Annotated in this window: 26 protein-coding genes; 16 read left to right on the top strand and 10 right to left on the bottom strand. The window is 67.1% G+C overall.

Features of this window, described 5'->3' with window-relative positions:
- Window positions 1-48: 48 nt before the first annotated feature.
- The 3 genes from J2852_RS15775 (at window position 49) to J2852_RS15765 (ending at window position 2,711) form a co-directional block, all read left to right on the top strand.
- Window positions 49-588, top strand: coding sequence for a MarR family winged helix-turn-helix transcriptional regulator (locus tag J2852_RS15775; protein ID WP_209877146.1), 540 nt, complete (start codon window positions 49-51; stop codon window positions 586-588).
- Window positions 589-591: 3 nt separating this feature from the next.
- Window positions 592-2,229 carry an AMP-binding protein gene (locus tag J2852_RS15770; protein ID WP_209877144.1) on the top strand — a complete coding sequence of 546 codons (1,638 nt, stop codon included), beginning with the start codon at window positions 592-594 and terminating at the stop codon, window positions 2,227-2,229.
- An 83-nt stretch (window positions 2,230-2,312) separates the two neighbouring features.
- Window positions 2,313-2,711: a GtrA family protein gene (locus J2852_RS15765; RefSeq protein WP_343206758.1), complete on the top strand. Its 399-nt coding sequence runs from the start codon at window positions 2,313-2,315 to the stop codon at window positions 2,709-2,711.
- Here J2852_RS15765 and J2852_RS15760 read toward each other — a convergent pair.
- The 4 genes from J2852_RS15760 to J2852_RS15745 all read right to left on the bottom strand — a co-directional run bounded on the left by J2852_RS15760 (window position 2,675) and on the right by J2852_RS15745 (window position 7,657).
- Window positions 2,675-3,448 (bottom strand): class I SAM-dependent methyltransferase, encoded by a 774-nt coding sequence (locus tag J2852_RS15760; protein WP_343206757.1) that lies wholly within the window; start codon window positions 3,446-3,448, stop codon window positions 2,675-2,677. The genes J2852_RS15765 and J2852_RS15760 overlap by 37 nt on opposite strands.
- Window positions 3,449-3,614: 166 nt before the next feature.
- Window positions 3,615-5,300 carry an ArnT family glycosyltransferase gene (locus tag J2852_RS15755; protein WP_209877138.1) on the bottom strand — a complete coding sequence of 562 codons (1,686 nt, stop codon included), beginning with the start codon at window positions 5,298-5,300 and terminating at the stop codon, window positions 3,615-3,617.
- A 156-nt stretch (window positions 5,301-5,456) separates the two neighbouring features.
- On the bottom strand, window positions 5,457-6,311 hold the full coding sequence (locus J2852_RS15750) for a ChbG/HpnK family deacetylase (RefSeq protein ID WP_209877136.1): 855 nt from the start codon (window positions 6,309-6,311) through the stop codon (window positions 5,457-5,459).
- A complete protein-coding gene (locus J2852_RS15745) occupies window positions 6,308-7,657 on the bottom strand; it encodes a formimidoylglutamate deiminase (protein ID WP_209877134.1) in 1,350 nt (449 codons plus the stop codon). The genes J2852_RS15750 and J2852_RS15745 overlap by 4 nt, the downstream gene beginning before the upstream one ends.
- Before the next feature lie 35 nt (window positions 7,658-7,692).
- On the opposite strand from J2852_RS15745, the gene hutI reads away from it, so the two are divergent.
- Both hutI and hutU read left to right on the top strand, forming a co-directional pair.
- Window positions 7,693-8,895 (top strand): imidazolonepropionase, encoded by a 1,203-nt coding sequence (gene hutI, locus J2852_RS15740; RefSeq protein ID WP_209877132.1) that lies wholly within the window; start codon window positions 7,693-7,695, stop codon window positions 8,893-8,895.
- Between the two features lie 55 nt (window positions 8,896-8,950).
- On the top strand, window positions 8,951-10,651 hold the full coding sequence (gene hutU, locus J2852_RS15735; RefSeq protein WP_209877130.1) for a urocanate hydratase: 1,701 nt from the start codon (window positions 8,951-8,953) through the stop codon (window positions 10,649-10,651).
- On the opposite strand, the gene J2852_RS15730 is transcribed toward hutU, so the two are convergent.
- Window positions 10,629-11,564: a DMT family transporter gene (locus J2852_RS15730; RefSeq protein ID WP_209877128.1), complete on the bottom strand. Its 936-nt coding sequence runs from the start codon at window positions 11,562-11,564 to the stop codon at window positions 10,629-10,631. The two genes, hutU and J2852_RS15730, sit on opposite strands and share 23 nt — an antisense overlap.
- Window positions 11,565-12,027: 463 nt before the next feature.
- Between J2852_RS15730 and J2852_RS15725 the strand changes: the two genes are divergently transcribed.
- The 5 genes from J2852_RS15725 to J2852_RS15705 all read left to right on the top strand — a co-directional run bounded on the left by J2852_RS15725 (window position 12,028) and on the right by J2852_RS15705 (window position 17,699).
- Window positions 12,028-13,629: an ABC transporter substrate-binding protein gene (locus J2852_RS15725; protein ID WP_209877126.1), complete on the top strand. Its 1,602-nt coding sequence runs from the start codon at window positions 12,028-12,030 to the stop codon at window positions 13,627-13,629.
- 133 nt (window positions 13,630-13,762) lie between these two features.
- On the top strand, window positions 13,763-14,773 hold the full coding sequence (locus J2852_RS15720) for an ABC transporter permease subunit (RefSeq protein ID WP_209877124.1): 1,011 nt from the start codon (window positions 13,763-13,765) through the stop codon (window positions 14,771-14,773).
- A 9-nt stretch (window positions 14,774-14,782) separates the two neighbouring features.
- Window positions 14,783-15,697 (top strand): ABC transporter permease subunit, encoded by a 915-nt coding sequence (locus J2852_RS15715; protein ID WP_209877122.1) that lies wholly within the window; start codon window positions 14,783-14,785, stop codon window positions 15,695-15,697.
- Window positions 15,698-15,705: 8 nt separating this feature from the next.
- Window positions 15,706-16,698, top strand: coding sequence for an ABC transporter ATP-binding protein (locus J2852_RS15710; RefSeq protein WP_209877120.1), 993 nt, complete (start codon window positions 15,706-15,708; stop codon window positions 16,696-16,698).
- Window positions 16,695-17,699 carry a peptide ABC transporter ATP-binding protein gene (locus J2852_RS15705; RefSeq protein WP_209877118.1) on the top strand — a complete coding sequence of 335 codons (1,005 nt, stop codon included), beginning with the start codon at window positions 16,695-16,697 and terminating at the stop codon, window positions 17,697-17,699. Before J2852_RS15710 ends, J2852_RS15705 begins: the two co-directional genes overlap by 4 nt.
- Before the next feature lie 33 nt (window positions 17,700-17,732).
- On the opposite strand, the gene J2852_RS15700 is transcribed toward J2852_RS15705, so the two are convergent.
- The gene (locus J2852_RS15700; protein ID WP_209877115.1) at window positions 17,733-17,960 is read right to left on the bottom strand and encodes a DUF3072 domain-containing protein; all 228 of its coding nucleotides are present in this window, start codon (window positions 17,958-17,960) and stop codon (window positions 17,733-17,735) included.
- Window positions 17,961-18,037: 77 nt separating this feature from the next.
- Window positions 18,038-18,844 (bottom strand): hypothetical protein, encoded by an 807-nt coding sequence (locus tag J2852_RS15695; RefSeq protein ID WP_209877113.1) that lies wholly within the window; start codon window positions 18,842-18,844, stop codon window positions 18,038-18,040.
- 280 nt (window positions 18,845-19,124) lie between these two features.
- Between J2852_RS15695 and J2852_RS15690 the strand changes: the two genes are divergently transcribed.
- Window positions 19,125-19,535, top strand: coding sequence for a bacteriohemerythrin (locus tag J2852_RS15690; RefSeq protein WP_209877111.1), 411 nt, complete (start codon window positions 19,125-19,127; stop codon window positions 19,533-19,535).
- A 64-nt stretch (window positions 19,536-19,599) separates the two neighbouring features.
- Here the strand turns inward: J2852_RS15690 and J2852_RS15685 are convergent, their stop codons facing one another.
- Complete coding sequence (locus J2852_RS15685) at window positions 19,600-20,031, bottom strand: CBS domain-containing protein (protein WP_209877109.1); 432 nt, start codon at window positions 20,029-20,031, stop codon at window positions 19,600-19,602.
- 187 nt (window positions 20,032-20,218) lie between these two features.
- Between J2852_RS15685 and J2852_RS15680 the strand changes: the two genes are divergently transcribed.
- The 5 genes from J2852_RS15680 to J2852_RS15660 all read left to right on the top strand — a co-directional run bounded on the left by J2852_RS15680 (window position 20,219) and on the right by J2852_RS15660 (window position 23,239).
- Complete coding sequence (locus J2852_RS15680; protein ID WP_246499701.1) at window positions 20,219-20,899, top strand: MotA/TolQ/ExbB proton channel family protein; 681 nt, start codon at window positions 20,219-20,221, stop codon at window positions 20,897-20,899.
- Window positions 20,892-21,500, top strand: a complete 609-nt coding sequence (locus J2852_RS15675; protein ID WP_209877108.1) for a hypothetical protein — start codon at window positions 20,892-20,894, stop codon at window positions 21,498-21,500. The genes J2852_RS15680 and J2852_RS15675 overlap by 8 nt, the downstream gene beginning before the upstream one ends.
- Before the next feature lie 37 nt (window positions 21,501-21,537).
- A complete protein-coding gene (locus J2852_RS15670; protein WP_209877106.1) occupies window positions 21,538-22,062 on the top strand; it encodes a hypothetical protein in 525 nt (174 codons plus the stop codon).
- Window positions 22,063-22,136: 74 nt separating this feature from the next.
- Window positions 22,137-22,625, top strand: a complete 489-nt coding sequence (locus tag J2852_RS15665) for a YajQ family cyclic di-GMP-binding protein (protein ID WP_209877104.1) — start codon at window positions 22,137-22,139, stop codon at window positions 22,623-22,625.
- A gap of 182 nt (window positions 22,626-22,807) precedes the next feature.
- Window positions 22,808-23,239, top strand: coding sequence for a hypothetical protein (locus J2852_RS15660; protein WP_209877102.1), 432 nt, complete (start codon window positions 22,808-22,810; stop codon window positions 23,237-23,239).
- Window positions 23,240-23,245: 6 nt separating this feature from the next.
- Here J2852_RS15660 and J2852_RS15655 read toward each other — a convergent pair whose 3' ends face one another.
- Both J2852_RS15655 and J2852_RS15650 read right to left on the bottom strand, forming a co-directional pair.
- Window positions 23,246-24,010, bottom strand: a complete 765-nt coding sequence (locus tag J2852_RS15655) for a metallophosphoesterase family protein (protein WP_209877101.1) — start codon at window positions 24,008-24,010, stop codon at window positions 23,246-23,248.
- Window positions 24,011-24,187: 177 nt separating this feature from the next.
- The gene (locus J2852_RS15650) at window positions 24,188-24,841 is read right to left on the bottom strand and encodes a hypothetical protein (protein ID WP_209877098.1); all 654 of its coding nucleotides are present in this window, start codon (window positions 24,839-24,841) and stop codon (window positions 24,188-24,190) included.
- Window positions 24,842-24,886 lie beyond the last annotated feature (45 nt).

The following is a 24,886-nucleotide window of genomic DNA, read 5'->3' as shown; positions in this document are numbered from 1 at the left end:
GAAGGGACGCCGCGCGGCGGACGCCCCTCAAAGGGAGTGAGACAGACCGTGAAGGGATCCACCTTCGCACCGGCCGAGTGTTCGGCCGAGGCGCCGGGGGACGCATCGGTCGATGTGGAGGCCGCGGCCGATCTCGCCGCCTCCCCGGAGATGCGCCTGTGGTTGCGCCTCTCGGCGTGCGCCGTCCTGATCGGCGCCCGGCTGCGCAGCCGGCTGCGCCAGGAATTCGGCACGACGCAGCCCCGCTTCGACGTTCTGTCGCTGCTCGACCGGTCGCCCGAGGGGCTGACCATGGGAGAACTGTCGAAACGGTTGATGGTCACCAACGGCAACGTCACGGGCATCGTGGAGCGGTTGCTGCGCGACGGGCTGGTGACGCGGGCGCCCGCCGCCAGCGACCGGCGCATGCAACTGGTCCGGATCGAGCCGGAGGGCCGGGCCATCGTCCAGGCGATCACGGCGGCGCAGCGCCGCTGGCTGACGGAGATGACCAACGGCTTGTCCCATGACGAGGTCGTGCAGTTGATGGGGTTGCTGGGCAAGGTGAAGACATCGGCGCGCGGCGGAAACAGGGACGGGGGGCGATAGCGTATGGCTCAGTCCGGTCACATCGACAGCTTCACCCGCGACGGCCTGCCTCCGGAGGAGCAACAACCCGATTTCCTTTATGACCGGCCCGAGCTGACCTATCCCGAGCGTCTGAACGCCGCCACCGCCCTGCTGGACGTCTGGCGGGATCGCGGGTGGGACGAACGCCCCTGTGTAATTGGTGGGGGCGTGGCTGGCGGGGACGTGGTGTGGAGCTACGGCCGGATGCGCGACACGGTGGACCGCGTCGCGCGGGTGCTGGTGGAGGACTTCGGCATCGTCTCCGGCAACCGCGTGCTGCTGCGCGGCCCGAACACCCCGATGATCACTGCCTGCTGGCTGGCGGTGCTGAAGGCGGGGGCGGTCGTCGTCCCGACCATGTCGTTGCTGCGCGCGGTAGAACTGGACGCGATTCTGAAGCGCGCCGCCGTCGATCTGGCGCTGTGCGACGCGCGGTTCCTGGACGATCTGGAGGCCGCGCGCGGGGAAACGCCGGTCCTGAGCTTCAACGGGGGAGAGTTGGAGGCGAGGGCCGCCGACAAGCCGCCGGGCTTCACCGCCGCCGACACGGCGGGGGATGATGTGGCGCTGATCGCCTTCACATCCGGGACGACGGGGCTGCCGAAGGCGACGGCGCACTTCCACCGCGACCTGCTGGCGGTGGCCGACCTGTCGCCGCAGTCCCTGTTGCACACGACGGCCGACGACGTGTTCTGCGGAACTCCATCCCTTGCCTTCGCCTATGGGCAGGGCGGGCTGCTGCTGTTCCCGTTGCGGGTCGGGGCCTCCGTCGTGCTGCTCGACCGGTCCACGCCGGAACAACTGCTGGAAGCGGTGCAGCGGCACAAGGCCACCGTCATGTTCACCGTGCCGACCGTCTACCGCGCCATGACGACGATGCTGGAGGGCGAGGTCGTGGCGGCCGAGGGCTTGGCAAGCCTGCGCGCCTGCGTGTCGGCGGGCGAGCCTCTGCCGGCCGCGACCTTCGAGGCGTGGCGAGCCGCGACGGGACTGGAGATCCTGGACAGCTTCGGCACGACGGAGATGCTGAACGCCGTGCTGCACTCTCCGCCCGGCGCGGTCCGGCCGGGGGCGACGGGGAAGGTCGTGCCGGGATACGAGGCCTGCGTCGTGGACGACAGCCTGACTCCCCTGCCGCCGGGGCAGGTCGGGCGGCTGGCGGTGCGCGGGCCGACGGGATGCCTCTATCTCGACGATCCCCGGCAGGAAAATTATGTGCAGCGCGGCTGGAATCTGACCGGCGACGCCTTCCACATGGATGAGGACGGGTACTTCTGGTACCACGCGCGCACCGACGACCTGATCGTCTCAGCCGGTTACAAGATCAGCGGGCTTGAGGTCGAGGAACTGCTGCTGCGGCACGAGGCGGTGGAGGAATGCGCGGTGGTTGCTGCGCCCGATCCGTTGCGCGGCACCATTCCCAAGGCGTTCATCGTGCCGCGCGATGGCGTGCGGCCCAGCAACGAACTGGCGGAAATGCTTCAGGGCTACGTCAAGGAACGGATTGCGCCCTACAAATATCCGCGTGCTGTGGAGTTCCTGGACGCGCTGCCCAGGACCGAGACGGGGAAGGTCCAGCGCTACAAGCTGCGCAAGAAGGAATGGGAGGGGGATGAATGACCGTTCCTTCTCCCGGAGTGGGGGTGGACAGGGGGCTATCGCGCGGGTAGAGCTTCGCGCGGAAAGACTTGCCGGTGCATCCCGTGGCCCATCATCCGCTGACACAATTTATCCTGTTCGCCGTCGTCGGGTGCGCGGCGGCGGTCGGGCATTACGGGGTGCTGATCGTCCTGGCCGAACTGCTGGCGGTGCCGCCGGTGCCGGCCTCGGCGGCGGGATATGTGACCGGGGGGATCATCAGCTACGTGCTGAACTATGGGCACGTCTTCCGCAGCGAGCAGGAACACCTGCCCACCGCCGCGAAGTTCGTCGCCGTCGCGGCGGTGGGCCTGTGCCTGAACAGCGCGATCATGTGGGCGCTGACCCACGGGCTGGACCTCCACTACCTGCTGGCGCAGGTCACCGCCACGGGGCTGGTGATGGTGTGGAGCTTTGCCGCCAACCGCTATTGGACCTTCAACGCCGGTTCATCCGCGCTCTGAACCGCGGCCTTCCGATCGGTGGGGCGGGCCAGGAAGGAGCGGCGGTGCGGCGTCGGGCCGACGTTGCGCGGCAGGGGGGCGGCGCTCAGACCAGCGGCCTCCAACACGTCGATCAGCTCCGCCGGGGTGTAGGCGGAGAAACCCGCCTCGCGTCGGATGCGGCGGTAGTCGGAAAAGGCCAGCCGGCCGAGTCCGAGCAGAGCGGCCAGCAGGAAGCCGTGCTGGTGGGCCATGCGCAGCTGACTGGCGATGTCCTGAAGCATCGGTGTGTGCGGGTCTACCACGTCGGCGATCAGGGCGTGCCCTTCGGGCCGCAGCAGGCCGCGCCAGCGGTGCATCAGGCCTCGCAGATCCTCACGCGGGATGTATTGCAGAACGGAAACCGCAAGGATCAGATCGATGCTGCCGGCCGGCAGGGAGCCAAGGCTGTCTTCGTCCAACACCTTGATGCGCGGGTGATTGTGGAAGCGGTCTTGAAGGCGCTGCCGGACGGCCGGGGCGGCATCGTAGAGGTAGAGAGTCCCGCAGCGCGCGGCCATGGCCTCGGCCGCCAGAGCGTCGCCGCAGCCGAAATCCAGCACTGTACCGCCTTCCGGCAAATAGGTTTCGAGGTCACGCAGCAGGCAGGCGAAATGCGCTTCCAAGTTGCGGCGGTTCGCGTAGATGGCGTTCGGGCGGTTCCAGAAGGCGACCCAGTCCTGGGGGGTATCGCTTGTTGAATGCACGTTCTGCGGCACGAATTCGCTCCCAATCGCATTCATGAATGGAGTGCGCTGGAACGGTCGTTGGTACCCCCTGCGGTGAAGGGGGCGCCGTTCCTTGGCGCAACTATGCCTTGAAAGGGTACGGGCACGGTGCCGAAGGCGTCAAGCTTGTGGAACGTACGTATTACTACCGGACGCTTCACTCCTCGACGCGGCGGCGGTCCTTGACGATGGACAGGGGCACGCCGTCCACCCCGATCTCGATGATCGGGCGGCCATCGAGCAGGGAAGGACAGCGGCGGCTCTGCGTGAAGGCCAGGAAGAAGTCGGCGCGGCGCCAGTCGGGCTCGATCCCGTTGACCAGCTTCAGCCAGGGCGGCAGGTCGTAACGCACGGCCAGCGGGTTGCCGCAGACGGTCAGCGTGTAGGTGCGCGGTGGGGTGTTGCCGTCGTTCTCGCGCTCAATGAAGGCGATCAGTTCCTTGGTCGCCTCGTGCAGGGAATTGCCCCAGTAGTCCAATTCGAACCGGCCATCGGCGCCCTTCAGCCCGCCGACGAACTGGTTGTAGTAGACGTACTGGTTGGGATGCAGCGTGCCGAGCGTCCAGGCCTGCACCGTCGCCGTCGCGGCGAGCGCCAGGGCGACGGTGCGGCCGGCAAGCTCGCTCCGCGCCTCGGCGAGGGTCCAGATCCGCTGGAAGGCGACGGCGGCCAGCACGGTCAGCGGCGGCACGACGAACAGGAAATGGCGGATGCCGTTGTAGACGGTCGGCCGCATCGCCACGAACATGACGATGGGCAGGAAGGCGGCCAGAATCGTCATGGTATAGCGGATGACCGGCAGCCAGGAGCCGCCGTCGCGGGCCGTCCGCCATGCCCAGGCGACCAGCAGCAGGGCGGACAGGCTGGTGCCGATCACCACGGTTTCCGGCAGCTTGATCAGCAGATAGACCGGCAGGTACAGCGCGGGGGCGTCGGTGGCCGAAACCATGGCGCCGGAATAGAGGGTCTGCAGCGAGAATTGCAGATGCTGGAAGCTGGAGAAGGTGAACAGCGCGCGGAAGGGATTCAGGGGCTCGAACACCGCCCAGGGCCAGAGCGCTGCCATCAGCCCGTAGGCGACCGGCAAGGCGGGCAGGGAGCGCAGGACGATCGAGCCGGCGTCGGACAAGGCTGCGCGCGTCCCGAACCGGCGCACCGTCAGGCCGATGTAGATCAGCGCCACCACGCCGAGATAGACGCCGGCCAGGATCGCGCCGACCCGGATGCCGAGCGCCATCCCAAGGGCGAGGCCGAACTTCAACACCGCCGACGGGCGTGGCCTTGGGAACTGCAACGCCATGCGCGTGGCGAAATAGACCGTCCAGACCATGCCGGCGGCGAAGGGCACGTCCTTGGTGTTGTTGAACATCGCGCCGTAATAGACGCCGCTGAGCGCCAGAAGGGCCGCCGCGATGAAACCGGCGCGCGGGCCGGCCAGCAAGCGCCCCAGCCGCCACGTTCCGGCGATGCCGAAGACGCCGACAATGGCGCAGAGCAGGTGCCGGGTGTCGTACTCGTCGAACGGCGAATTGGGAACGAGCAGCGCCGTCACGAGATCGAACAGGCCGCCGTAGAGGTAGAGATCCTTGAAGCTGAACGCCGACCAGTCCTGAAAGCCGCTGGTGTAGAAGGCCAGCAGCTTCTGCCCGTAGATGTGCTGCACCTCCTCGTCGGTGCTGATGCCGTAGTCGCGGAAGGTCAGGGCGGCGACGACTGCCAGGCAGAACAGCAGGGTCCGGGCTAGCTGGTCCCATACCAGGGGGGCGCGCACGCCGCGTTCGCCGGCCATGCCGATGGGCGTGGCGAGGGGGATCTGCGGGTCGAACGGCACCTGTTGATTCATGCTTCGCAGCTCTCCAGCGACCACCCTGCCACGGGGGAGCGCAGGCCGCCGGATTCATGCAATCCGCGAGGCGCCGTCCATGGGAATCTCTAGGTATCGAATTGTTTTGTGGCGGTCAAAGGCTACCGCAATGCGTCATAAAACTGCCGCATCGCGTCAAGCGGTCGCAAGATCCGCAAAGCGCGCAAGCCGGATGCTCCGGGCGTCCAGAAGGGCGGCGAAATCGGGTCCCTTCAGATAGTCGTACTCGACCTTGCGCTGATCGACCAACGGGTCGGCCCGTCGCAACGCCTCGTCCGGGATGCCGGGGTGAACCATCACCAGGGTCTTCCCATTCGGGGCGTCGAGGAAACGGGCCATCAGGTCGGCGAAGGGCGCCTTGCCGGAGAAGTCGTAGACGCCGCCGAAGCGCTCGTTGGCTGGAATGCCGCGCGCTTTCGTCAGGCGGGCGAGACCGCCGCCGAGGCCGCCGATCAGCAGCGTCTTGGGAACGGCGACGCCACGGCGAAGAATGGCCGCAATAGGCTCCCGACACAGGCGGACGTAGGCGCCGGGGAGCGTGGCGAGCGCGTCGGCCACAGCCTCGCGCACGATGGGCAGCTGGTGCACGTGCTGGTGCCCGTCGATGTAGGCCGGCGGGCCGCCCCAGGCGGCGGTGAAGGCGTCGATCTGCCGGGCCAGTTCGGCGCGGATCTCGACCTTGTCGAGCCCGCCGGTGTAGGCCTTGCGCATCAGCGTGCCGAGCGGGGGAAGGCGGCCGTCCGGGGCAAGGCCGGGCATGGCGCCCAGCGGCGGCTGGTCGGTCAGGGTGAAATGCAGGCCGACGTCGGCCTTGTCGGCAAGGGTCCTCAGGGGCGCGGCGCCCTCTCGCCAATAGGGGCAGAGCGACATGACCGAGGTGGCGGTCAGGCGCCCGGCGGCGATCAGGTCGCAAATCGCCTCGTTCACCCCCGGAGATAGGCCGTAGTCGTCGGCGCAGAGAAGGACGCGGTGCTGGCGGGCTTTGATCATAGCGAGGCGAGGGCCTTGGCGGTTCGGGCGAAGGCGGCGGCGGCCTCGGCCTCCTTCGGGTGGTGGCCGTCGCGGACGCGCCAGACGCCGCCGGCCATCACGTCGCGCACCAGAGCACGGTCGGCGGCGAAGATCCAGCGGTCGAGAATAGCGTCATCGGTGACGGAGGAAAGCAGCGGGTGGTTGCCATCCAGCACCAGCAGATCGGCGCGCGCGCCGACCGCGATGCCGGGCGTGCGATGGCCAAGGGCGGCCGAACCGCCTTCGAGCGCCGCCTGCCAGAGCGAGCCGCCGACCGAGGAGCGGCCGGGGCGGGACAGGCGGTTGCGCCGCTCCGCCGTCAGGCGCTGGGCGTATTCCAGCCAGCGCAGCTCAGCGGACGGGCTGACGGCGACGTGGCTGTCCGACCCGACGCCGAACCGCCCGCCGAGTTCCTGGAAGCGGCGCGCGGGAAAGACGCCGTCGCCGAGGTTTGCCTCGGTCGTCGGGCAGAGGCCGGCAACCGCGCCGGACGCGGCCATGCGGGCGAGTTCCGCGTCGCTGGCGTGGGTGGCGTGGACGAGGCACCAGCGCGCCGTCACCTCGACATGGTCGTACAGCCAGTCGATGGGCGTGGCGCCGCACCAGGCGCGGCAATCCTCCACCTCGCGCCGCTGCTCGGCGATGTGGATGTGGACGGGGTGGGCCGGATCGACGGCGGCCAGAACGGTGCCCATGTCCTCCACGGTGACCGCGCGCAGGCTGTGGAAGGCGATGCCGGTCGGCACGCGCGGGTCGATGGCGGTCAGGAGGTCGAGATACGCGTCGGTGGTCAGGATGAAACGGCGCTGCCCTTCGCCGGGCGACTGGGCGCCGAAGCCGCCGTGACGGTAGAGCACAGGGCAGAGCGTCAGGCCGATGCCGGCGTCCTCGGCCGCCGACGCGATGCGCTGGGCCATCTCGGCGGGATCGGCGTAGGCGGTGCCGTCCGGGGCCTTGTGCAGATAGTGGAATTCGGCGACCGAGGTGTAACCGGCCTTCAGCATCTCAATGTAGAGATGACGGGCGATGGCCTGCACCTGCTCGGGGGTGAGGGACGCCACGGTGCGGTACATGGTTTCCCGCCATGTCCAGAAACTGTCCTCTTCTGGCCCCGCGCGCTCGGCAAGGCCGGCCATGGCGCGCTGGAAGGCGTGGCTGTGCAGGTTGGGCAGGCCGGGAATGACGGGGCCGGCGGTCCGCTCGGCGCCGTTGGGGAAGGCGTTGGGCTCCACGGCGGCGATGGTGCCGTCCATGGCCACCGTGATGCGGACGGCGCTGCGCCAGCCGTCGGGAAGCAGGGCGGTGTCGGCGAACAGGGTGGGCATGTGGCCGATGGGTTGAGAAAGGGGAGACCTGTAGAATGGAATGGGACAGCCTCTGGTTCAACGGACACGCCGCCACCATGGCACCGGTTGGCACCGTCCGGGACGCCGCCCTGGCGGTGAAGGATGGGCGGATCGCCTGGGTCGGGCCGCGCGCGGACTTGCCGGAAGGAGCGGCGCGGGAGGTGCACGATCTCGGCGGGCGCTGGGTGACGCCGGGGCTGATCGATTGCCACACGCATCTGGTCTTCGGCGGCAACCGGGCCCGCGAGTTCGAAATGCGGCTGAAGGGCGCCAGCTACGAGGATATCGCGCGGGCCGGTGGCGGCATCGTTTCCACCGTGGCGGCGACGCGGCAGGCGGGGGAAGAGGGGCTGGTGGCGAGCGCGGCCGGGCGGCTGGAGCGGCTGCTCGCCGAAGGGGTGACGGTGGTGGAGGTGAAGTCGGGCTACGGCCTAGACCTCGCCACGGAGCGGGCGATGCTGCGCGCGGCGCGGCGGCTGGGGGAGCAGTACGGAGTGACAGTGCGGACGACATGCCTAGCCGCGCACGCGGTCCCGCCAGAGTTCACCGGGCGGCCGGACGCCTATATCGATCTGGTGTGCGAGGAAATTCTGCCGGCGCTGGCCGCGGAGGGGTTGGTGGATGCGGTGGATGCCTTCTGCGAGCGGATCGCCTTTACGCCGGAACAGACCGCCCGCGTGTTCGACGCGGCGCGGCGACTGAACCTGCCGGTGAAACTGCACGCCGACCAGCTGTCGGACGGCGGCGGTGCGGCCCTTGCGGCACGCTACGGGGCGCTATCGGCCGACCATGTGGAGCACACGGGTGAGGACGGCGTGCGCGCCATGGCCGAGGCGGGGACCGTGGCCGTGCTGCTGCCGGGCGCGTTCTACACGTTGCGTGAGACGAAACTGCCGCCGGTGGAGCTGTTCCGGAAACACGGCGTGCCGATGGCGGTCGCCACCGACTGCAATCCGGGGACTTCGCCGGCCGTGTCGCTGCTGCTGATGCTGAACATGGCCTGCACGCTGTTCCGCCTGACCCCGCAGGAGGCGCTGGCCGGCGTGACGCGGAACGCCGCCAAGGCGCTGGGCATGGCCGAGACGCACGGGACGCTGGAGGCGGGCAAGGCTGCGGACTTCGCGGTGTGGGACGTCGGCGACCCGGCGGAGCTTTGCTACTGGCTGGGCGCCAACCCATGCGTGGGCGTGGTGCGGGGCGGGATGACGCGGAGTTGATCTTGCTGGGAGAAGGCGCCGTTCCGACCTAAAGAAAAAATCGGGAGGGTTCTTGATGACCGACTCTGCCTCCACCGACAGCCAATCCGCGAACCGCCGTGTCGTGCGCGCGCCGCGCGGTACGGAACTGTCCGCCCGGTCGTGGCTGACCGAGGCGCCGTTGCGCATGCTGATGAACAACCTCGACCCCGACGTGGCGGAGAACCCGGACGAGCTGGTGGTTTATGGCGGCATCGGGCGGGCGGCGCGGAACTGGGCCTGCTTCGACGCCATCGTGGCGGCGCTGAAGGGGCTGGGTGAGGACGAGACGTTGCTGGTGCAGTCGGGCAAGCCCGTGGGCGTGTTCCGGACGCACGCGGACGCGCCGCGGGTGCTGATTGCCAACTCCAACCTCGTGCCGGCCTGGGCGAACTGGGAGCATTTCCGGGACCTGGAGGCCAAGGGGCTGATGATGTACGGCCAGATGACCGCCGGGTCCTGGATCTACATTGGCAGCCAGGGGATCGTGCAGGGCACCTACGAGACCTTCGTGGAGGTCGGGCGGCGGCATTACGCGGGCGACCTGAAAGGGCGCTGGATCCTGACCGGCGGCCTCGGCGGCATGGGCGGGGCGCAGCCGCTGGCGGCGACCATGGCGGGGGCGTCGATGCTGGCCGTGGAATGCTCCGCCCACCGGATCGAGCGGCGGCTGGAGACGAAGTATCTGGACCGTTCGGCCAACAGCCTCGACGAGGCGATGGCGATGATCTGGGAGGCGCAGGCGGCCGGGCGGCCGGTGTCGGTCGGCCTGCTCGGCAACGCGGCGGAGGTGTTTCCGGAACTGGTGCGGCGGGCAAAGGCCGATCCGCGTTTCCGGCCCGACGCGGTGACCGACCAGACCAGCGCGCACGACCCGCTGAACGGCTATCTGCCGGCCGGCTGGACGCTGGAGGAGGCGGAGGCAAAGCGGCAGGCCGACCCGGCGGCGGTGGTGAAGGCGGCCAAACAGTCCATGGCGCGGCACGTGCGGGCGATGCTGGACTTCCACGCCATGGGCGTGCCGACGCTGGATTACGGCAACAACATCCGCCAGATGGCCAAGGACGAGGGGGTGGAGAACGCCTTCGCCTTTCCGGGCTTCGTGCCGGCTTATATCCGGCCGCTGTTCTGCCGGGGCATCGGGCCGTTCCGCTGGGCTGCCCTGTCCGGCGATCCCGAGGACATCTACCGGACGGATCAACGGGTCAAGGAACTGATCCCCGATAACCCGCATCTGCACAACTGGCTGGACATGGCGCGGGAGCGAATCCGGTTCCAGGGGCTGCCGGCGCGGATCTGCTGGGTGGGGTTGGGCGATCGGGCGAAGCTGGGACTCGCCTTCAACGAGATGGTGGCGAAGGGCGAACTGAAGGCGCCCATCGTCATCGGGCGGGACCATCTGGACAGCGGCTCCGTCGCCAGCCCGAACCGGGAGACCGAGGGGATGATGGACGGTTCCGACGCGGTGTCGGACTGGCCGCTGCTGAACGCACTGCTGAACTGCGCCTCGGGCGCGACGTGGGTGTCGATCCACCACGGCGGCGGGGTCGGCATGGGCTACAGCCAGCACGCGGGCATGGTCGTCGTCGCCGACGGCACGGCGGAGGCGGCGCGGCGGCTGGAGCGGGTGCTGACCAACGATCCGGGCACCGGGGTGATGCGCCACGCCGACGCCGGCTATGACTTGGCGAAGGAGTGCGCGCGGGAGCGGGGCCTCACGCTTCCGATGATCGGGTGACGGGAGCGGGCTTGCGGGGCGGCAGGGTCGCCAGTGCGACGCCGGGCAGCACCAGGGCCAAGCCGGCGAGGTGGAAGGCTTGCAGCGCTTCGCCAAGCAGCGCCCAGGCCGCCACCGCCGCCCACAGCGGCATGACGTAGAGCGTCGTCCCCGCCCGCGCCGGCCCCATGGTCGCGATGGTCTTCTGGTAGGTGATGAAGGCGAGGACGGAGGCGAACAGGGCGACGCCGATGATGCGGACGGCCGCCTCCGCCGAGACGGGCACCGTCCGGAAGGCCAGGGTTTCCCACAGGTAAAAGGGGGCGAGCACGATGACGCCGGCCAGCGCGTTGGCGGCGAAGGCCGTCACCACCGGCAGCGACGTGCGCGACTGGCGCAGCAGCACCGTGTAGACCGCCCAGGCCACCGCGCCGACCAGAACCAGCAGGTCGCCCACGTTGAAGGCGAAGCGGAACAGCACCTGCGGGTCGCCGCGCGTCAGGATCACGAGAACGCCGGCCATGGCGACGAGGATGCCGGCGGTCTGGCGCGGCGTGACCTTCTCGCCCAGCCACAGGGCGGCGATCATCACGATCATGACCGGGCTGGTCGCGTAGATCAGGCCGGCGTTGGTCGCGCTGGTCTGTTCCAGCCCCATGTAGACGACGGCGCCGCAGATGCCCTGGCCGAGCGCGCCCAGCAGCAGGTAACGCTTCCACGCGGCGCGCAGGGTGTGGCGGTGGGCCAGCAGGCCGGGCAGGGCCATCGGCAGGATGATGAGAAAGGCGACCAGCCACCGCCAGAAGGCCAGCCCGACCGGCGGCACGATGTTCGCGGCGGCGCGCCCGAAGATGACGTTCGACGCCATGAGGGCCGAGCAGAGGACATACAGGGCGCAGGCGGTCAAGGCCGCGTGGCGGGGGGCAGCGGTCATCGAAATCCCGTGGGCAGAAGCCGGCGCACCATAGTGCGCTATGCCCACCGCTTCCAGATTTACCCGTCCACCCCATGCTCAGGACAGGCTTGCGCAGGTTGAGGATGTGGGATGGCTGCGGAGTGGATAGCGCGCCGCCGGAGTCGCGATCCGTCGGCGTCGGATCCCCCGATCCGGGCGGTGATCGATCATGGCGGAAGCGCGTGCGGACCCGTGTCGAGGTTGACGCGCCGTCCGCCCTGAAATGGCCGGATTCGCTGCTATTCTACGAATACTAAGGATCTGTGGAAATCGGCCTGCGGTTGAGATACCAGCTGGGACGAAAGGCATGGCAACGCCCGCAAGGGCTAGGCTGGCTTGCGTGTTGACAGCGAAATCGGCCGCGCGCCAAATGACCTTAGAGACCACAAAGGGCGACCGTAGAAACCGGCGCCCTTTCGATCGAACACGGGAGGCTAGAAGAATGAAGCGCATCCTGCTGGGTGCCGGGCTTGGCGTTGCCGCCGCGCTCGCGTTTGCGGCGCCGGCACAGGCGGCGAAGACCCTCGTCTATTGCTCCGAGGGCAGCCCCGAAAACTTCAATCCGATGGTGAACACCACCGGCACCAGCTTCGACGTGGGCCTGCCGGTGTACAACAACCTCGTTCAGTTCGAGCGCGGCGGCACCAAGGTCATCCCCGGCCTTGCCGAATCCTGGACGGTGTCGGACGACGGCCTCGTCTACACCTTCAAGCTCCGCAAGGGCGTGAAGTGGCACAGCAACAACGACTTCAAGCCGACGCGCGAGTTCAACGCCGACGACATCCTGTGGTCGTTCAACCGCCAGTGGAAGAAGGATCACCCCTTCCACAAGGTGTCCGGCGGCGCCTATGACTACTTCAACGACATGGCGATGCCCGACTTGCTGAAGTCGATCGAGAAGGTCGACGACCTCACGGTCAAGTTCACGTTGAACAAGGTCGAGGCGCCCTTCATCGCCAACCTGGCGATGCCCTTCGCGATCATCCAGTCGGCGGAATACGCGGACTTCCTGCAGAAGAAGAACCAGATCGACCGGATCGACCAAGCCCCGATCGGCACCGGCCCGTTCCAGTTCGTCGCCTATCAGAAGGACGCGGTCATCCGCTACAAGGCGTTCGAGCAGTATTGGGGCGGCCGGCAGCCGCTCGACAACCTCGTCTTCGCCATCACGCCGGACGCGGCCGTGCGCTACGCCAAGCTGAAGGCCGGCGAGTGCCACGTGGTGCCGTACCCGAATCCGGCCGACCTGGAGGCGATGAAGAAGGACCCCAACATCACGATGATGGAGCAGGAGGGCCTGAACGTCGGCTACCTCGCCTTCAACGTCGGCAAGAAGCCGTTCGACGACGTGCGGGTGCGCCGCGCGCTGAACATGGCCATCGACAAGAAGGCCATCGTGGACGCGGTCTATCAGGGCTCCGGTGTTCCGGCGAAGAACCCGATCCCGCCGACCATGTGGTCGTACAACAACAACATCGAAGACTACCCCTTCGATCAGGAGCGCGCGAAGAAGCTGCTGGCCGAGGCCGGCTATCCGAACGGCTTCGAGACCGACCTGTGGGCCATGCCGGTGCAGCGCCCCTACAACCCCAACGCCAAGCGCATGGCCGAGATGATGCAGGCCGATCTTGCCAAGGTCGGCATCAAGGCCAAGGTCGTGCAGTACGAGTGGGGCGAGTACCGCAAGCGCCTGCAGGCTGGCGAGCACCAGATGGGCATGCTGGGCTGGACCGGCGACAACGGCGATCCGGACAACTTCCTGCACGTCCTGCTGGGCTGCGAGGCGGCGCGCGTGGGCGGTTCGAACATCGCCAAGTGGTGCAACAAGGAGTATGACGACCTCGTGCTCCAGGCCAAGCGCACCACGGACATCGCCGCGCGCACCAAGCTGTACGAGCAGGCGCAGGTGATCTTCAAGGAGGAGGCGCCCTGGTTCACCATCGGCCATTCGATCCAGCACATGGCGCTGAGCAAGAATGTGGTCGATTACAAGATGGACCCGTTCGGTGTGCATCGTTTCCATGGCGTGGACTTGAAACAATAAGTCCACACGAGGAACGGCTTTACAAAGGGGTGGCCGGAGGATTAAACCCCCGGCTTCCCTATACCTATAGGTTAGGGATGACCAAGGGGGCTGGTGCCCCCTTGCTTTCGTTACGACCCCCGGTGACGATCCGATGCTTCGCTTCATCCTGACGCGGGTGAGCTTGGTGATCCCGACCTTCCTCGGCGTCACCTTTCTGACCTTTCTTTTGATCCGGCTGGTGCCCGGCGACCCCATCGAGGTGCGCGTGGGCGAACGCGGCATTCCGCCCGAACGCCTGGAGCAGCTGCGCCGAGAGCTGGGGCTCGACCTGCCCCTGTGGCAGCAGTTCCTGGACTACATCGGTGGGGTGCTGACCGGTGACCTCGGCCTGTCGCTGGTGACCCGGAACCCGGTGATCTCCGAATTCTTCACGCTGTTCCCGGCCACCATCGAACTGGCCGTGGCGGCGATGCTGTTCGCCACGCTGGTCGGCCTGCCGGCCGGCATCATCGCGGCGGTCAAGCGCGGGTCGATCTTCGACCATGGCGTGATGGGCATCAGCCTGACCGGCTATTCGATGCCGATCTTCTGGTGGGGCCTGCTGCTGATCCTGTTCTTCTCGGTCGGGCTCGGCTGGACGCCGGTGTCCGGGCGCCTGGACCTGCTGCATTACGTGGAGCCGGTGACCGGTTTCATGCTGATCGACACGCTGCTGGCCGGCGAGTACGAGGCTTTCTGGTCGGCGCTGCACCATCTGGTTCTGCCGATGATCGTGCTGGGCACGGTGCCCCTGGCCGTGGTGGCGCGCATGACGCGCTCGGCCATGCTGGAGGTGCTGGGCGAGGACTATATCCGCACGGCGAAGGCGAAGGGGCTGGCGAGCAAGCGGGTCATCGGCCTGCACGCGCTGCGCAACGCGCTGATCCCCGTGGTGACGGTGATTGGCCTTCAGGTCGGCACGCTGCTGGGCGGCGCGATCCTGACCGAGACGATCTTTTCCTGGCCCGGCGTCGGCAAGTGGCTGATCGAGAGCATCAACCGCCGCGACTATCCGGCGTTGCAGGGCGGCGTTCTGCTGATCGCGACCACGGTCATGGCCGTGAACCTGCTGGTGGACGTTCTGTATGGGGTCCTGAACCCCCGCATCCGGCATTCGCGGTGAGGTGAGACGATGACGACCGAAGTCAAGGATACGGCGATCGCCGCCACCGTCCCGACCTCCCAGCCGCCGCACCCGCTGGTCGAGTTCTGGTACCATTTCCGGCAGAACACCGGGGCCATGATCGGTCTGGCGGTGATCCTGCTGATCGCCTTCGTGGCGCTGTTCGCCAACGTGGTCGCCCCGCACGACCCCAACATCCAGTACCGCGAGGCGATTCTCGTCCCGCCGGTCTGGCAGGACGGGGGAAGCTGGCGCTTTGTCCTGGGCACCGACGACATCGGGCGCGACATGCTGTCCCGCCTGGTTTACGGCGCGCGGCTGTCGATGATGATCGGCCTGATCGTGGTGACGCTGTCGCTGGCGGTCGGTCTGGCGCTGGGCATGGTCGCCGGATTCTTCGGCGGGATGGTCGATGTGCTGACCATGCGCTTCATGGACATCCTGCTGTCGCTGCCCAGCCTGTTGCTGGCCGTTGTGGTGGCCGCCATCCTCGGGCCGGGGCTGGTCAACGCCATGCTGGCCGTGTCCATCGTGGTGATCCCGCACTACGCCCGACTGACCCGCGCGGCGGTGATGGCGGAGACGAACAAGGACTACGTCATCGCCTCACGCGTCGCCGGGGCGGGGCCGCTGCGGCTGATGCTGGTGGTGATCCTGCCGAACTGCGTGGCACCGCTGATTGTGCAGGCGACGCTGGGCTTTTCCACCGCCATCCTGGACGCGGCGGCGCTGGGCTTCCTCGGCCTCGGCGCGCAGCCGCCGACGCCGGAATGGGGCACCATGCTGGCCTCCTCGCTCCAGTTCCTCCAGCGCGCGCCTTGGGTCGTCACCTGGCCCGGCGTCGCCATCCTGGTCACGGTGCTGGCCTTCAACCTGCTGGGCGACGGCTTGCGCGACGCGCTCGACCCCAAGCTGAAACGCTGATCCGCATCATGCCTCTTCTCGACATCAAAAACCTGTCCGTCGAGTTCACCACCCGCGCCGGCACCTTCCGCGCGGTGGACGGGATCGACCTCACCGTGGACGAGGGCGAGGTGGTCGGCATCGTCGGCGAGTCCGGCTCCGGCAAATCGGTGACCTCGCTGGCCGTCATGGGCCTGCTGGGCTCCAACGGCAAGGTCGTCGCCGACCGGATGAGCTTCGCCGGAACGGACCTGCTGACGCTGAACCCGTCGGCGCGGCGGAAGATCACCGGCAAGGACGTCGCCATGGTCTTCCAGGAGCCGATGACCAGCCTGAATCCCTGCTTCACCGTCGGCTTCCAGATCATGGAAACGCTGAAGGTGCATGAGGGGTTGTCGGGCAAGGCGCTGCGCAACCGCGCCATCGAACTGCTGGAGCAGGTCGGCATCCCCGCCCCGGAAAGCCGCCTGTCGGCCTTCCCGCACCAGCTCTCCGGCGGCATGAACCAGCGCGTGATGATCGCCATCGCCATCGCCTGCAACCCGCGCCTGCTGGTCGCCGACGAGCCGACGACGGCGCTGGACGTGACCATCCAGAAGCAGATCCTCGACCTGTTGGTCCGCCTCCAGAAGGAGCGGGGCATGGCGCTGATCCTCATCACCCACGACATGGGCGTGGTGGCGGAGACGGCGCAGCGCGTGGTGGTGATGTACGCGGGGCAGGTGGCGGAAACGCGCCCCGTGGCCGACCTGTTCAAGGCGCCGCGCCACCCGTACACGGGCGCGCTGCTGGACGCGCTGCCCGAGCGGGCGCTGGGCAAGCGGCGGCTGCCGACGATCCCCGGCGTGGTGCCCGGCATCTCCGACCGGCCGCAGGGCTGCCTGTTCAACCCGCGCTGCCGCTTCGCTACGGAGCGCTGCCGCATCGAGCGGCCGGCGCTGTTCGACGTCGATGCCGGCAGGGCGCGCTGCTTCTATCCTCTTCCCGATGGCCCCGTGGGCGTCGAGGAGGCCTTGCGATGAGCGATTTCCTCACCAAAACCATGCCGACGACCGGGCCGGTCGTGCTGGAAGCCATTCATCTGCGCAAGCATTACGCCGTGAAGCGCGGCGCCTTCAAGCCACCGGCGACGGTGAAGGCGCTGGACGGTGTGTCGTTCCAGCTTGAGGCCGGGAAGACCCTGGCCGTGGTCGGCGAGTCCGGCTGCGGCAAGTCCACCCTGGCGCGGTCCGTCACGATGATCGAGCCGCCCTCGTCGGGGCAACTGCTCTACGACGGGCGCGACGTGGTCGGGCGGACGGCGGCGGAGATGAAGGAGCTGCGCCGCACTGTCCAGATGGTGTTCCAGAACCCGTACGGATCGCTGAACCCGCGCAAGACCGTGGGTTCCATCCTGACCGAGCCGCTGGTCATCAACACGCCCATGGGCAAGCAGGAGCGGCGGGAGAAGGCGCTGGGCATGATGGCCAAGGTCGGCCTGCGCCCGGACCAGATCGACCGCTACCCGCACATGTTTTCCGGCGGCCAGCGCCAGCGCATCGCCATCGCCCGCGCGTTGATGCTGAACCCGCGCGTGGTCGTGGCGGACGAGCCGGTGTCGGCGCTTGACGTGTCGATCCAGGCGCAGGTTCTGAACCTGATGATGGATTTGCAGGAAGAGCTGAACCTCGCCTATCTGTTCATCTCCCACGACCTGAGCGTGGTGCGGCACATCGCCGACGCGATCATGGTGATGTACCTCGGCCGCCCGGTGGAGCATGGTCCGAAGGACGTGGTGTTCGAACGTCCGCGCCATCCCTACACGCGGATCCTGCTGGCCGCCACGCCGCGCGTGAATCCGGCGCTGCGGGCCGAGCGGGTCATTCCGAAGGGTGAACTGCCCTCGCCGCTGAACCCGCCGCCGGGCTGCCCCTTTCACAAGCGCTGTCCGTATGCCACCGAACGCTGCTCGACCGAAGTGCCGGCCCTGCGCCCGGTGGACGAGCGGCTGGTCGCCTGCCACTACGCCGAGGAGATGGCGTAGGGCAGGGCCAGTCGGGAAAGGCCGCGCCGCCGTTCACTTGCCGCGGCCGGTCTTGTCCTGAAGAGCGTCGATCCGCTTGGACGCTTCGGCCTTGCTGAGGCTGTCGTCGAATGTCTCGCCGGCCTCTTCGCTGAGCGTCTTCAGGTAGGATGCCTGGGCGCCGGTCATCGGCTCGTCGCCGGTGGTCCAGTCGTTCGGGTCCTTGTTGCGGTTGGACACATCGTCGCCGGTCTTCGGATTGGGATGCTGATCCTTGTTCATGATTTGTTCCTAAAATGATGGAAACGCCCTTCCAACAGGGGGAGGGCGTTATGGTTCCATCATCTCAGGACGTTCCGTCAGGTCAGGGCCCCGGACAGCGCCCTGGCGAGCCGCTGGAACACGTCACCGGCCTTGTCGCGGACAAAGGCGTTCTGGTGTTCCGTCTGCATGAGGAACAGCGGCTTCTCGCCGCCATCGCCGTCCGCAACGGCGTACACGGATTGTGCGGTCGGCGAGGCCATGCTCTTGTGCGGCTTCTCCACCCAGAAGTCGCCGAACGGCCCTTCGCGCAACGCATCCTTCAGGCCTTGCGCGCGGCTGCGCTGCTCGACGTTCTCGGGCTTGGTCAGGTTCACGGTGCGGCGCTGCGACGTGTACGGATTCAGGGCTGACGCCTCGTCCGCGAGGGCGGAAAGCATCTCCTCGTCGATCATGATCTGAGCGGACCCGCCACCCTTGCGGTCGGAGAAGTGGATCTCGATCATCGAGACGCCGCCGGTGTCCTCCTCCTTGAGCTCCTCGCCCTCTGGGGGCTCGATCCCGGCCTTGGCGGCCAGGTTCTTCAGCATCCCGGCAACGGCGCCGGTAAGCGTGACGCCTTCGTCCTCCGAAAGGCCCAGGAGTTTGCGCACGAAGCCGGTGAAGCGCGCGTTGTAGTCGCCCTTTAGCCCTTCGCCGAGGCTGGCAAGATCCGGCTCTCGGGTCAGTCGGACCGGTTCGGCGATGCGCTTGGCGAGACGGTCGAGGTCTTCCTGTGACGGTGCGGGGGCCTCGGTCAGCAGGCGGCGGGCCCGGTCCGACAGGGTCACGGTGTCGCCGTCGGTGTGGGGAGCCGTGCCGACAACAGCCGCAGCCGGGTTCGATATCGTGATTTTGCTGGTCACCGGGAGAGTGACCGGTTCATACGCCTTGACCTCCACCGTCACCTCCACCGCCAAAGATTGCGTTGTGAGAAATTTTCTTCATCTTCAGGTGAATAATTTGTAAACGAGTGTGCGGAAAAGAAGAAATATTGCCAGCGACGCGGTGCCGCGCCCCCAGCATGCTCCTTCGGACCTACCACCCGTTGAATCCAAGCGGCAAAGCGCGTAACCTTTGCAAAAGCAGGGGTTTTTTACCCGCCAGGACGTAATTTTCTTCTCGTTGCGAGAAAGGAAAACAAAAATGCCGCTGATGGAGTGGAACGACAAGCTGAGCGTCGGCGTGACGCAGTTTGACAACGAGCACAAGAAGCTCGTCGCCATGGTCAACGAGTTGTTCGACGCGGTGCAGGGCGGGCACGGCAAGGAAGCGCTGGGCAAGATCCTGGACGGGCTGATCGCCTACACCAAGACGCACTTCGCCAACGAGGAGCGCTATTTTCAGCAGCACGGCTATGGCGACTACGCTCAGCACAAGGCCGAGCACGATGCGCTCGCCAAGCAGGTGATCGAAGTCCAGAAGAAGTACCATGCCGGCGCCACGGCCACGCTCAGCATGGAGGTCATGAACTTCCTGAAGAACTGGCTGGTGAAGCACATCCAGGGCACGGACAAGAAGTACGGCCCGTTCCTGAACTCCAAGGGTATCAAGTAAGACGCGGGCATAAAAACGCCCCTCCCATTTGAAGACGGGGAGGGGCGTTTTGTCTGCCTTTTGCTTACCGGCGGCCCTTGCCGGGTTCGCTCACATCCTGGACGGTCTGGCCGACCACATCGTCGTCCCCGGTCTTGGTGGCGAGGTCGCCAATGGCCAGAACGCCGACGAGGCGCTTTTCGCGGCTCATGATCGGCAGGCGGCGGATCTTCTTCTCGGCCATGATCTGCGCGGCTTCGCTGCTGTCCTGATCCTCGAAGGCGTAGGCGATTTCCGGCGTCATCGCGTCGGCCACCTTCGCGTTGTTCGGATCCTTGCCCTCCGCCACAGCCCGGATGGCGATGTCGCGGTCGGTCAGGGTGCCGACCAAGCGGTCGTTCTCACCGACCGGCAGGAAGCCGATGTCGGCGTCGCGCATCATGCGTGCCGCTTCCTTCAACGGAGTGTTCGGGTTCACAAGCTCGACCTGCCGGGTCATGATTTCCCGGATCTGCATGACTCCCTCCCTCATGTCGCATCGCTGGGACCGCGCAAAGAACCGGATACCTGTCCGAAAGTTCCATGGGAAATGCCCGTAAAGGCACCGCGTGCGCGTGGAACTCTTGCCGAGGGGCCGGGGTTCATTGCTGGACGGGCCAACGTCACACGGCTCCGTAACCGTGCAATTCCGGCAGGGTGCGCCGATGAACCAATGGCTGTTGTGGAGCCGTTTCGCCGCCATCAACCTGTTCGGCGCGGCGGGCCTTGCGCTGGCGTGGATGAACGGCTGGATCGAAACCATCATCCGGGCTGACAGCAGCCGGATCTGCATCATCATCTTTCTGCTTTTCCTGGCCGCCCTGGTCGCCGTGGCGTGGCGGATCGAAAAGGTGACGGTCGAATTGGACCATATCGAGCGCGGGCATGGCGGCCGGCTCGACGCCTACCGGCAGGCCATCGCCGTCTCGGGCAGCGCCAACGCCACCCGCGCGCTGGAACTGCGGCTGTTCGGGCGCATCATCTTCATCCGCCAGATCGGCAACGCGCTGGTCATGCTGGGCCTGATCGGCACGGTGGTCGGCTTCGTCGAGGCGCTGAACGGCGTCAATCCGGGGCAGGCGTCGGACGCCGGGGCCATCGGCGGCATGGTCGGCACGATGATCCACGGCATGGGCATTGCGCTCTACACCACGCTGGTCGGCTCGGTGCTGAATCTGTGGCTCACCGCCAACTACCAGCTGCTGGCGACGGGAACCGCCAATCTGGCGGCGGCTCTGATCGACGCGGCGCACGGTGACGGTCCCGAAGGCGGGGCCGGCGTTCCCATTCCGAGACCCCAGGCTGGTCCGCACGCCGAGTTGAGCGGCGGGGCCGCCCATGTTTGACCCCTGGCACGAGGGCGACGACACCGGCACGGTGTTCCGGGACATGATCACGCTGGCGCTCGCCGGCTTTATCTGCATGGTCCTGCTGCTGCTGCCGCACATCAATCCCAAGGGAAAGGAGGGCACCGGCACGTCGTCGGAAGACCCTCCCGGCAACGTCATCGTCGAAGCCCGCTGGGACGACAAGTTGCGCACCGACGTGGATTTGTGGGTGCAGGCGCCGGGCGACGTGCCGGTCGGTTATTCCAACAAGTCGGGCCTGATCTTCAATCTGCTGCGCGACGATCTGGGCAGCTACGCCGATCCGACCGAGATCAATTTCGAAACCTCCTTCTCGCGCGGGATTCCACCCGGCGAGTACACGGTCAACGTCCACCTGTTCCGCAACCTCGACAACGTGTTTCCGATCTGGGTGCGGGTGGTCGCCCGCGTGAAGGCGGAGCACGAGTCGGGCGCGGCCACCATCGCCGCCACGCGCGTCCGGCTCGACCACGAGGGGCAGGAGGTCACGGCCTTCCGCTTCTCCCTGACCGAGCGGGGCGAACTGGTGCCGGGCTCCCTGCACGCGCTGTTCAAGCCGTTGCGATCCGCGAAGAGTTGATCCGTCGTCCGTTCACCCGCCTTTCTCGGGGTGTGCCATGGAAAGCCTCACTGTTCTGTTCGGCTTCGTCGCCATCGTCGCCTTGCTTCTGGTGCTGTCGGCCCTGCGCTGGGCGCGCCACCGGATGGCGCGGGCAATCATTCTGGTGCTGTTCGCGCTGATGCTGCCGGCGGTCTACGCCGCGCCGGCCACGCTGCTCGGCCGGGCGAAGCCGGTAACTCTGGAGTGGCTCGGCGCCCACGTGGAGGAGGCGACGGTGCTCAGCTCCACCGTGGTGGAGAACGAGGCGATCTATCTGACGCTGCTGTGGCAGCAGGAGCCGAACCTGTACCGGCTGCCCTGGGACCGCCGGATGGCCGAACAGCTTCAGGAGGCCCAGCGCGAGGCTCAGCGCAACGGCACGCAGCCGATGATGCGTCTTCCGTTCGAGCGGTCCTGGGACGACCGCGAACCGCGCTTCTACGCGCAGCCGCAGCCGAAGATGCCGGACAAACCCTATCAGAACAGCCCCGGCAACGGCGGACCGGGCATCGAGTTCCAGCATCCGGGGCAGCCAACATAAGGGCGACTTGAGATAGGGGGCGGCCTCGTCTACGGTTCCGGCAAAATCGACAGCCCTCAAGGGAAGAAGCCGCCATGCCGTCGTTCGACATCGTGTCCAAGACCGACATCCATGAAATCGACAACGCCCTCGCCGGTGTCCGCCGGGAGATCGAGACCCGGTTCGACTTCAAGGGTTCCCGCTGCACCGTCGAGCGCAACGAGAACGACATCACCCTGCTGGCCGACGACGAGCCCAAGCTTCAGCAGATGCAGGAACTGCTGCGCGTCTACGTGACGCGCCGCAAGCTGGAAGCGGCCGCGCTGGATTTCTCCAAGAAGCCGGAGCGCGCCGCGGGAGACGCACTGCGTCACGTGGTCACGGTCAAGCAGGGCATTGCCCAGGACCTCGCCAAAACCATTGTGAAGGGGATCAAGGACAGCAAGATGAAGGTCCAGGTTTCCATCCAGGGGGATGAATTGCGCGTCACCGGCAAGAAGCGCGACGATCTGCAAGAGGCCATTCAGCTGGTCCGCAACATGAAGATCGAACAACCGCTTCAATACATCAACTTTCGCGATTAAAGGTCGACTTGGGGGTGGGAGAAAACTGCCCACCCCTGTGGACGTTTTTGCCGGGTAAGGCGGAAAATTCTGCCGAGTTGAGGGATAAGGCCGCGCCGAACGTTTGGCGTTCCCTTGTGACATTCCGTGGTCCGGTTTTTGCTTAGTTCGTCGTGGTTGCCGAACGCCGCAGGGTAGTTCCCATGACGATGATGGCCAACAGCGACGCCACCCAGCTGATGCGCATCCGGGCTGAAGAGCTTCTGGAGCGCAAAGGCACGGGTGCGCCTCGTCAGGCTGGGGACCTGGCCGGTCAATTCTCGGCGATGCTGGAGCAGTTAAACGGCGTCGGCGCGTCGGCCGGTGCCGAGCCGGCCGAGATGCTGGCGACGTCGGTGTCACCCGCTCCCACGGTCCAGCACCGTCTTGGTGTCGGCGCGGTCAGCGTTTTTGCCCAGAGCGTCGGCGAGGCGGACGGAGGCGATGGTGCGCAGACTCCGGATCCGCATCCGCCGAAGCCCGAGGAAGCCCTTCAGGTGGTGGAAAGTGCCCTCAGGGCCAACAACGTGCCCAACGACTTCCGCTGGCTGACCACGTTGCTGACCCAGGGCGTGCCGGAGACGCCGTCGGCGTGACGGTCTTCAAACCGTACAGAGGAAGCGGCGGTCGGTGTCTTCCAGGACCAGGGCGGTAAGCCGGTTGGTGGCGAAGGCACCGGTGTCAATGCCGATGCGGTTCGGCCGGATTTCCGGCTGCAACGCAATGGTGTGGCCGTGAACGACGACCTTGCCGTGGTCGGTCTGGGACTTCAGGAACTCGTCGCGAATCCAGATGAGGTCCAGCGAGTCCTGGCGGTCCAGCGGCACGCCGGGGCGGACGCCCGCGTGAACGAACATGTAGTCGCCGATGGTGACGCTGTTCCGCAGGCCCTTCAGGAACGTCCGATGATGAGCGGGCAGGGCGGCGCGGAACTGCTCCTGCGCGGCGGCCAGAACCTCGGCGGGGGCATCCTCGGCCGGCGGCATGACACCGTAGCTGCCCAGCGTGGCGCCGCCGCCGTAGGTGATCCAGCTCGGCCCGACCCGAATGTCCTCCAGGAAGTCGAGCATCGCGGCTTCGTGGTTGCCGCGCAGGTGGATGGCCCCGAAGCCGGGCGAGGGACCGCCGGCCAGCCGCTCGATCACCGTGCTCGAATGCGGGCCACGGTCCACATAGTCGCCGAGAAAGACGATGTATTTGACGAGATCGCCTGCCGTTGCGGCGTCGCGCTCGATCTGTCCAAGCATCTGGTCGAGAAGGTCGAGCCGGCCGTGGATGTCCCCGACGGCGTAGACACGCACCCCGCGCGGCACCGACGCCGCGATGGGCTCCGGCTCTGACCACAGTTTGCGCGCAAAGCCGAACACCGTCCGCCCCCCTCCCGCGTGATGACCCTGTATGCCGGTGTCCTCATACCGGCAGCTGTGATGATGGGGGCGCCGAAGGGCGCGCTCCACCCATCACAACTGTGTACTTCCGTCGAGAATACAGGGATATGTCAAGGAGGCAATTCGATTAACCCTCAAAAGCGATGGGGTTCAGCCTCACGAACCGGGCATCGCCACATCGAGGGAGGCCAGAAGCTCCTCCAGGCGCAGATCCACCGTCCGTGTTCCCAAGCTCGGCCAGTGATAGACCTGGGTGACGGCGCGCGGCTCCACTTGGAATTCCAGGCGCAGCGGGTGGCCGGCGTGAATCAATGGCTGGAGTCGCTCCATAGGCCCGCAGGTGAGGCCGACGCGGCGGGGTTCCTTGATGGCGGCGAAGCGCTTGATCATCTCCGGGCCGGCATCGGCGTCAGCGATGGCGCCGGTGGAAACCTGGGTCAGGAAGCTGGCGACCTCCGGTGCGGGCGACAGGGGCTGAGCGCCGCCGTCCAGCGCGCGGGCGAGGTCGGCCAGTTCGCCCGGCGTGTAGAAGCGCTGCGGCGGGGCGCCGTCCGCCGTCAGCGACACCGGGCGGTCGAGCGCGATGGGCGCGTCGAAGACGATGTGCAGGGTGGTGCAGGCGGCGTCGCGCACGACGCTGACGCTGACCTCGTTGAGGCCGCCCCGGTTGTTGGCGAAGCTCTGCACCATGGAGGCTGTGCATCGGCGCCCGCCACCATCACCGGCGCAGGTCGTGGCCGGTGGCTCGTCCGCCAGGGCGGTGCCAAAGGGCAGGAAGCCGAGCAGCAGAAGCCCAAACCAGCGCGCCATTCCCGAAGCTCCATCCGTCCCGAGGCTGTTCGAACGCAAACGGTA

This window comes from Azospirillum soli, assembly GCF_017876165.1.
Lineage (GTDB): Bacteria > Pseudomonadota > Alphaproteobacteria > Azospirillales > Azospirillaceae > Azospirillum > Azospirillum soli.
The sequence above is the reverse complement of the archived record's forward strand: the minus strand, read 5'-3'. Positions and strand labels throughout refer to the sequence as shown.

Coding starts and splice junctions, on each gene's coding strand:
- J2852_RS15770 (WP_209877144.1), top strand. CDS start 592: ATGGCTCAGTCCGGTCACATCGACAGCTTCACCCGCGACGGCCTGCCT.
- J2852_RS15755 (WP_209877138.1), bottom strand. CDS start 5,300: ATGAATCAACAGGTGCCGTTCGACCCGCAGATCCCCCTCGCCACGCCC.
- J2852_RS15750 (WP_209877136.1), bottom strand. CDS start 6,311: ATGATCAAAGCCCGCCAGCACCGCGTCCTTCTCTGCGCCGACGACTAC.
- J2852_RS15745 (WP_209877134.1), bottom strand. CDS start 7,657: ATGCCCACCCTGTTCGCCGACACCGCCCTGCTTCCCGACGGCTGGCGC.
- hutI (WP_209877132.1), top strand. CDS start 7,693: ATGGAATGGGACAGCCTCTGGTTCAACGGACACGCCGCCACCATGGCA.
- hutU (WP_209877130.1), top strand. CDS start 8,951: ATGACCGACTCTGCCTCCACCGACAGCCAATCCGCGAACCGCCGTGTC.
- J2852_RS15730 (WP_209877128.1), bottom strand. CDS start 11,564: ATGACCGCTGCCCCCCGCCACGCGGCCTTGACCGCCTGCGCCCTGTAT.
- J2852_RS15725 (WP_209877126.1), top strand. CDS start 12,028: ATGAAGCGCATCCTGCTGGGTGCCGGGCTTGGCGTTGCCGCCGCGCTC.
- J2852_RS15720 (WP_209877124.1), top strand. CDS start 13,763: ATGCTTCGCTTCATCCTGACGCGGGTGAGCTTGGTGATCCCGACCTTC.
- J2852_RS15715 (WP_209877122.1), top strand. CDS start 14,783: ATGACGACCGAAGTCAAGGATACGGCGATCGCCGCCACCGTCCCGACC.
- J2852_RS15710 (WP_209877120.1), top strand. CDS start 15,706: ATGCCTCTTCTCGACATCAAAAACCTGTCCGTCGAGTTCACCACCCGC.
- J2852_RS15705 (WP_209877118.1), top strand. CDS start 16,695: ATGAGCGATTTCCTCACCAAAACCATGCCGACGACCGGGCCGGTCGTG.
- J2852_RS15700 (WP_209877115.1), bottom strand. CDS start 17,960: ATGAACAAGGATCAGCATCCCAATCCGAAGACCGGCGACGATGTGTCC.
- J2852_RS15690 (WP_209877111.1), top strand. CDS start 19,125: ATGCCGCTGATGGAGTGGAACGACAAGCTGAGCGTCGGCGTGACGCAG.
- J2852_RS15685 (WP_209877109.1), bottom strand. CDS start 20,031: ATGCAGATCCGGGAAATCATGACCCGGCAGGTCGAGCTTGTGAACCCG.
- J2852_RS15680 (WP_246499701.1), top strand. CDS start 20,219: ATGAACCAATGGCTGTTGTGGAGCCGTTTCGCCGCCATCAACCTGTTC.
- J2852_RS15675 (WP_209877108.1), top strand. CDS start 20,892: ATGTTTGACCCCTGGCACGAGGGCGACGACACCGGCACGGTGTTCCGG.
- J2852_RS15670 (WP_209877106.1), top strand. CDS start 21,538: ATGGAAAGCCTCACTGTTCTGTTCGGCTTCGTCGCCATCGTCGCCTTG.
- J2852_RS15665 (WP_209877104.1), top strand. CDS start 22,137: ATGCCGTCGTTCGACATCGTGTCCAAGACCGACATCCATGAAATCGAC.
- J2852_RS15660 (WP_209877102.1), top strand. CDS start 22,808: ATGACGATGATGGCCAACAGCGACGCCACCCAGCTGATGCGCATCCGG.
- J2852_RS15650 (WP_209877098.1), bottom strand. CDS start 24,841: ATGGCGCGCTGGTTTGGGCTTCTGCTGCTCGGCTTCCTGCCCTTTGGC.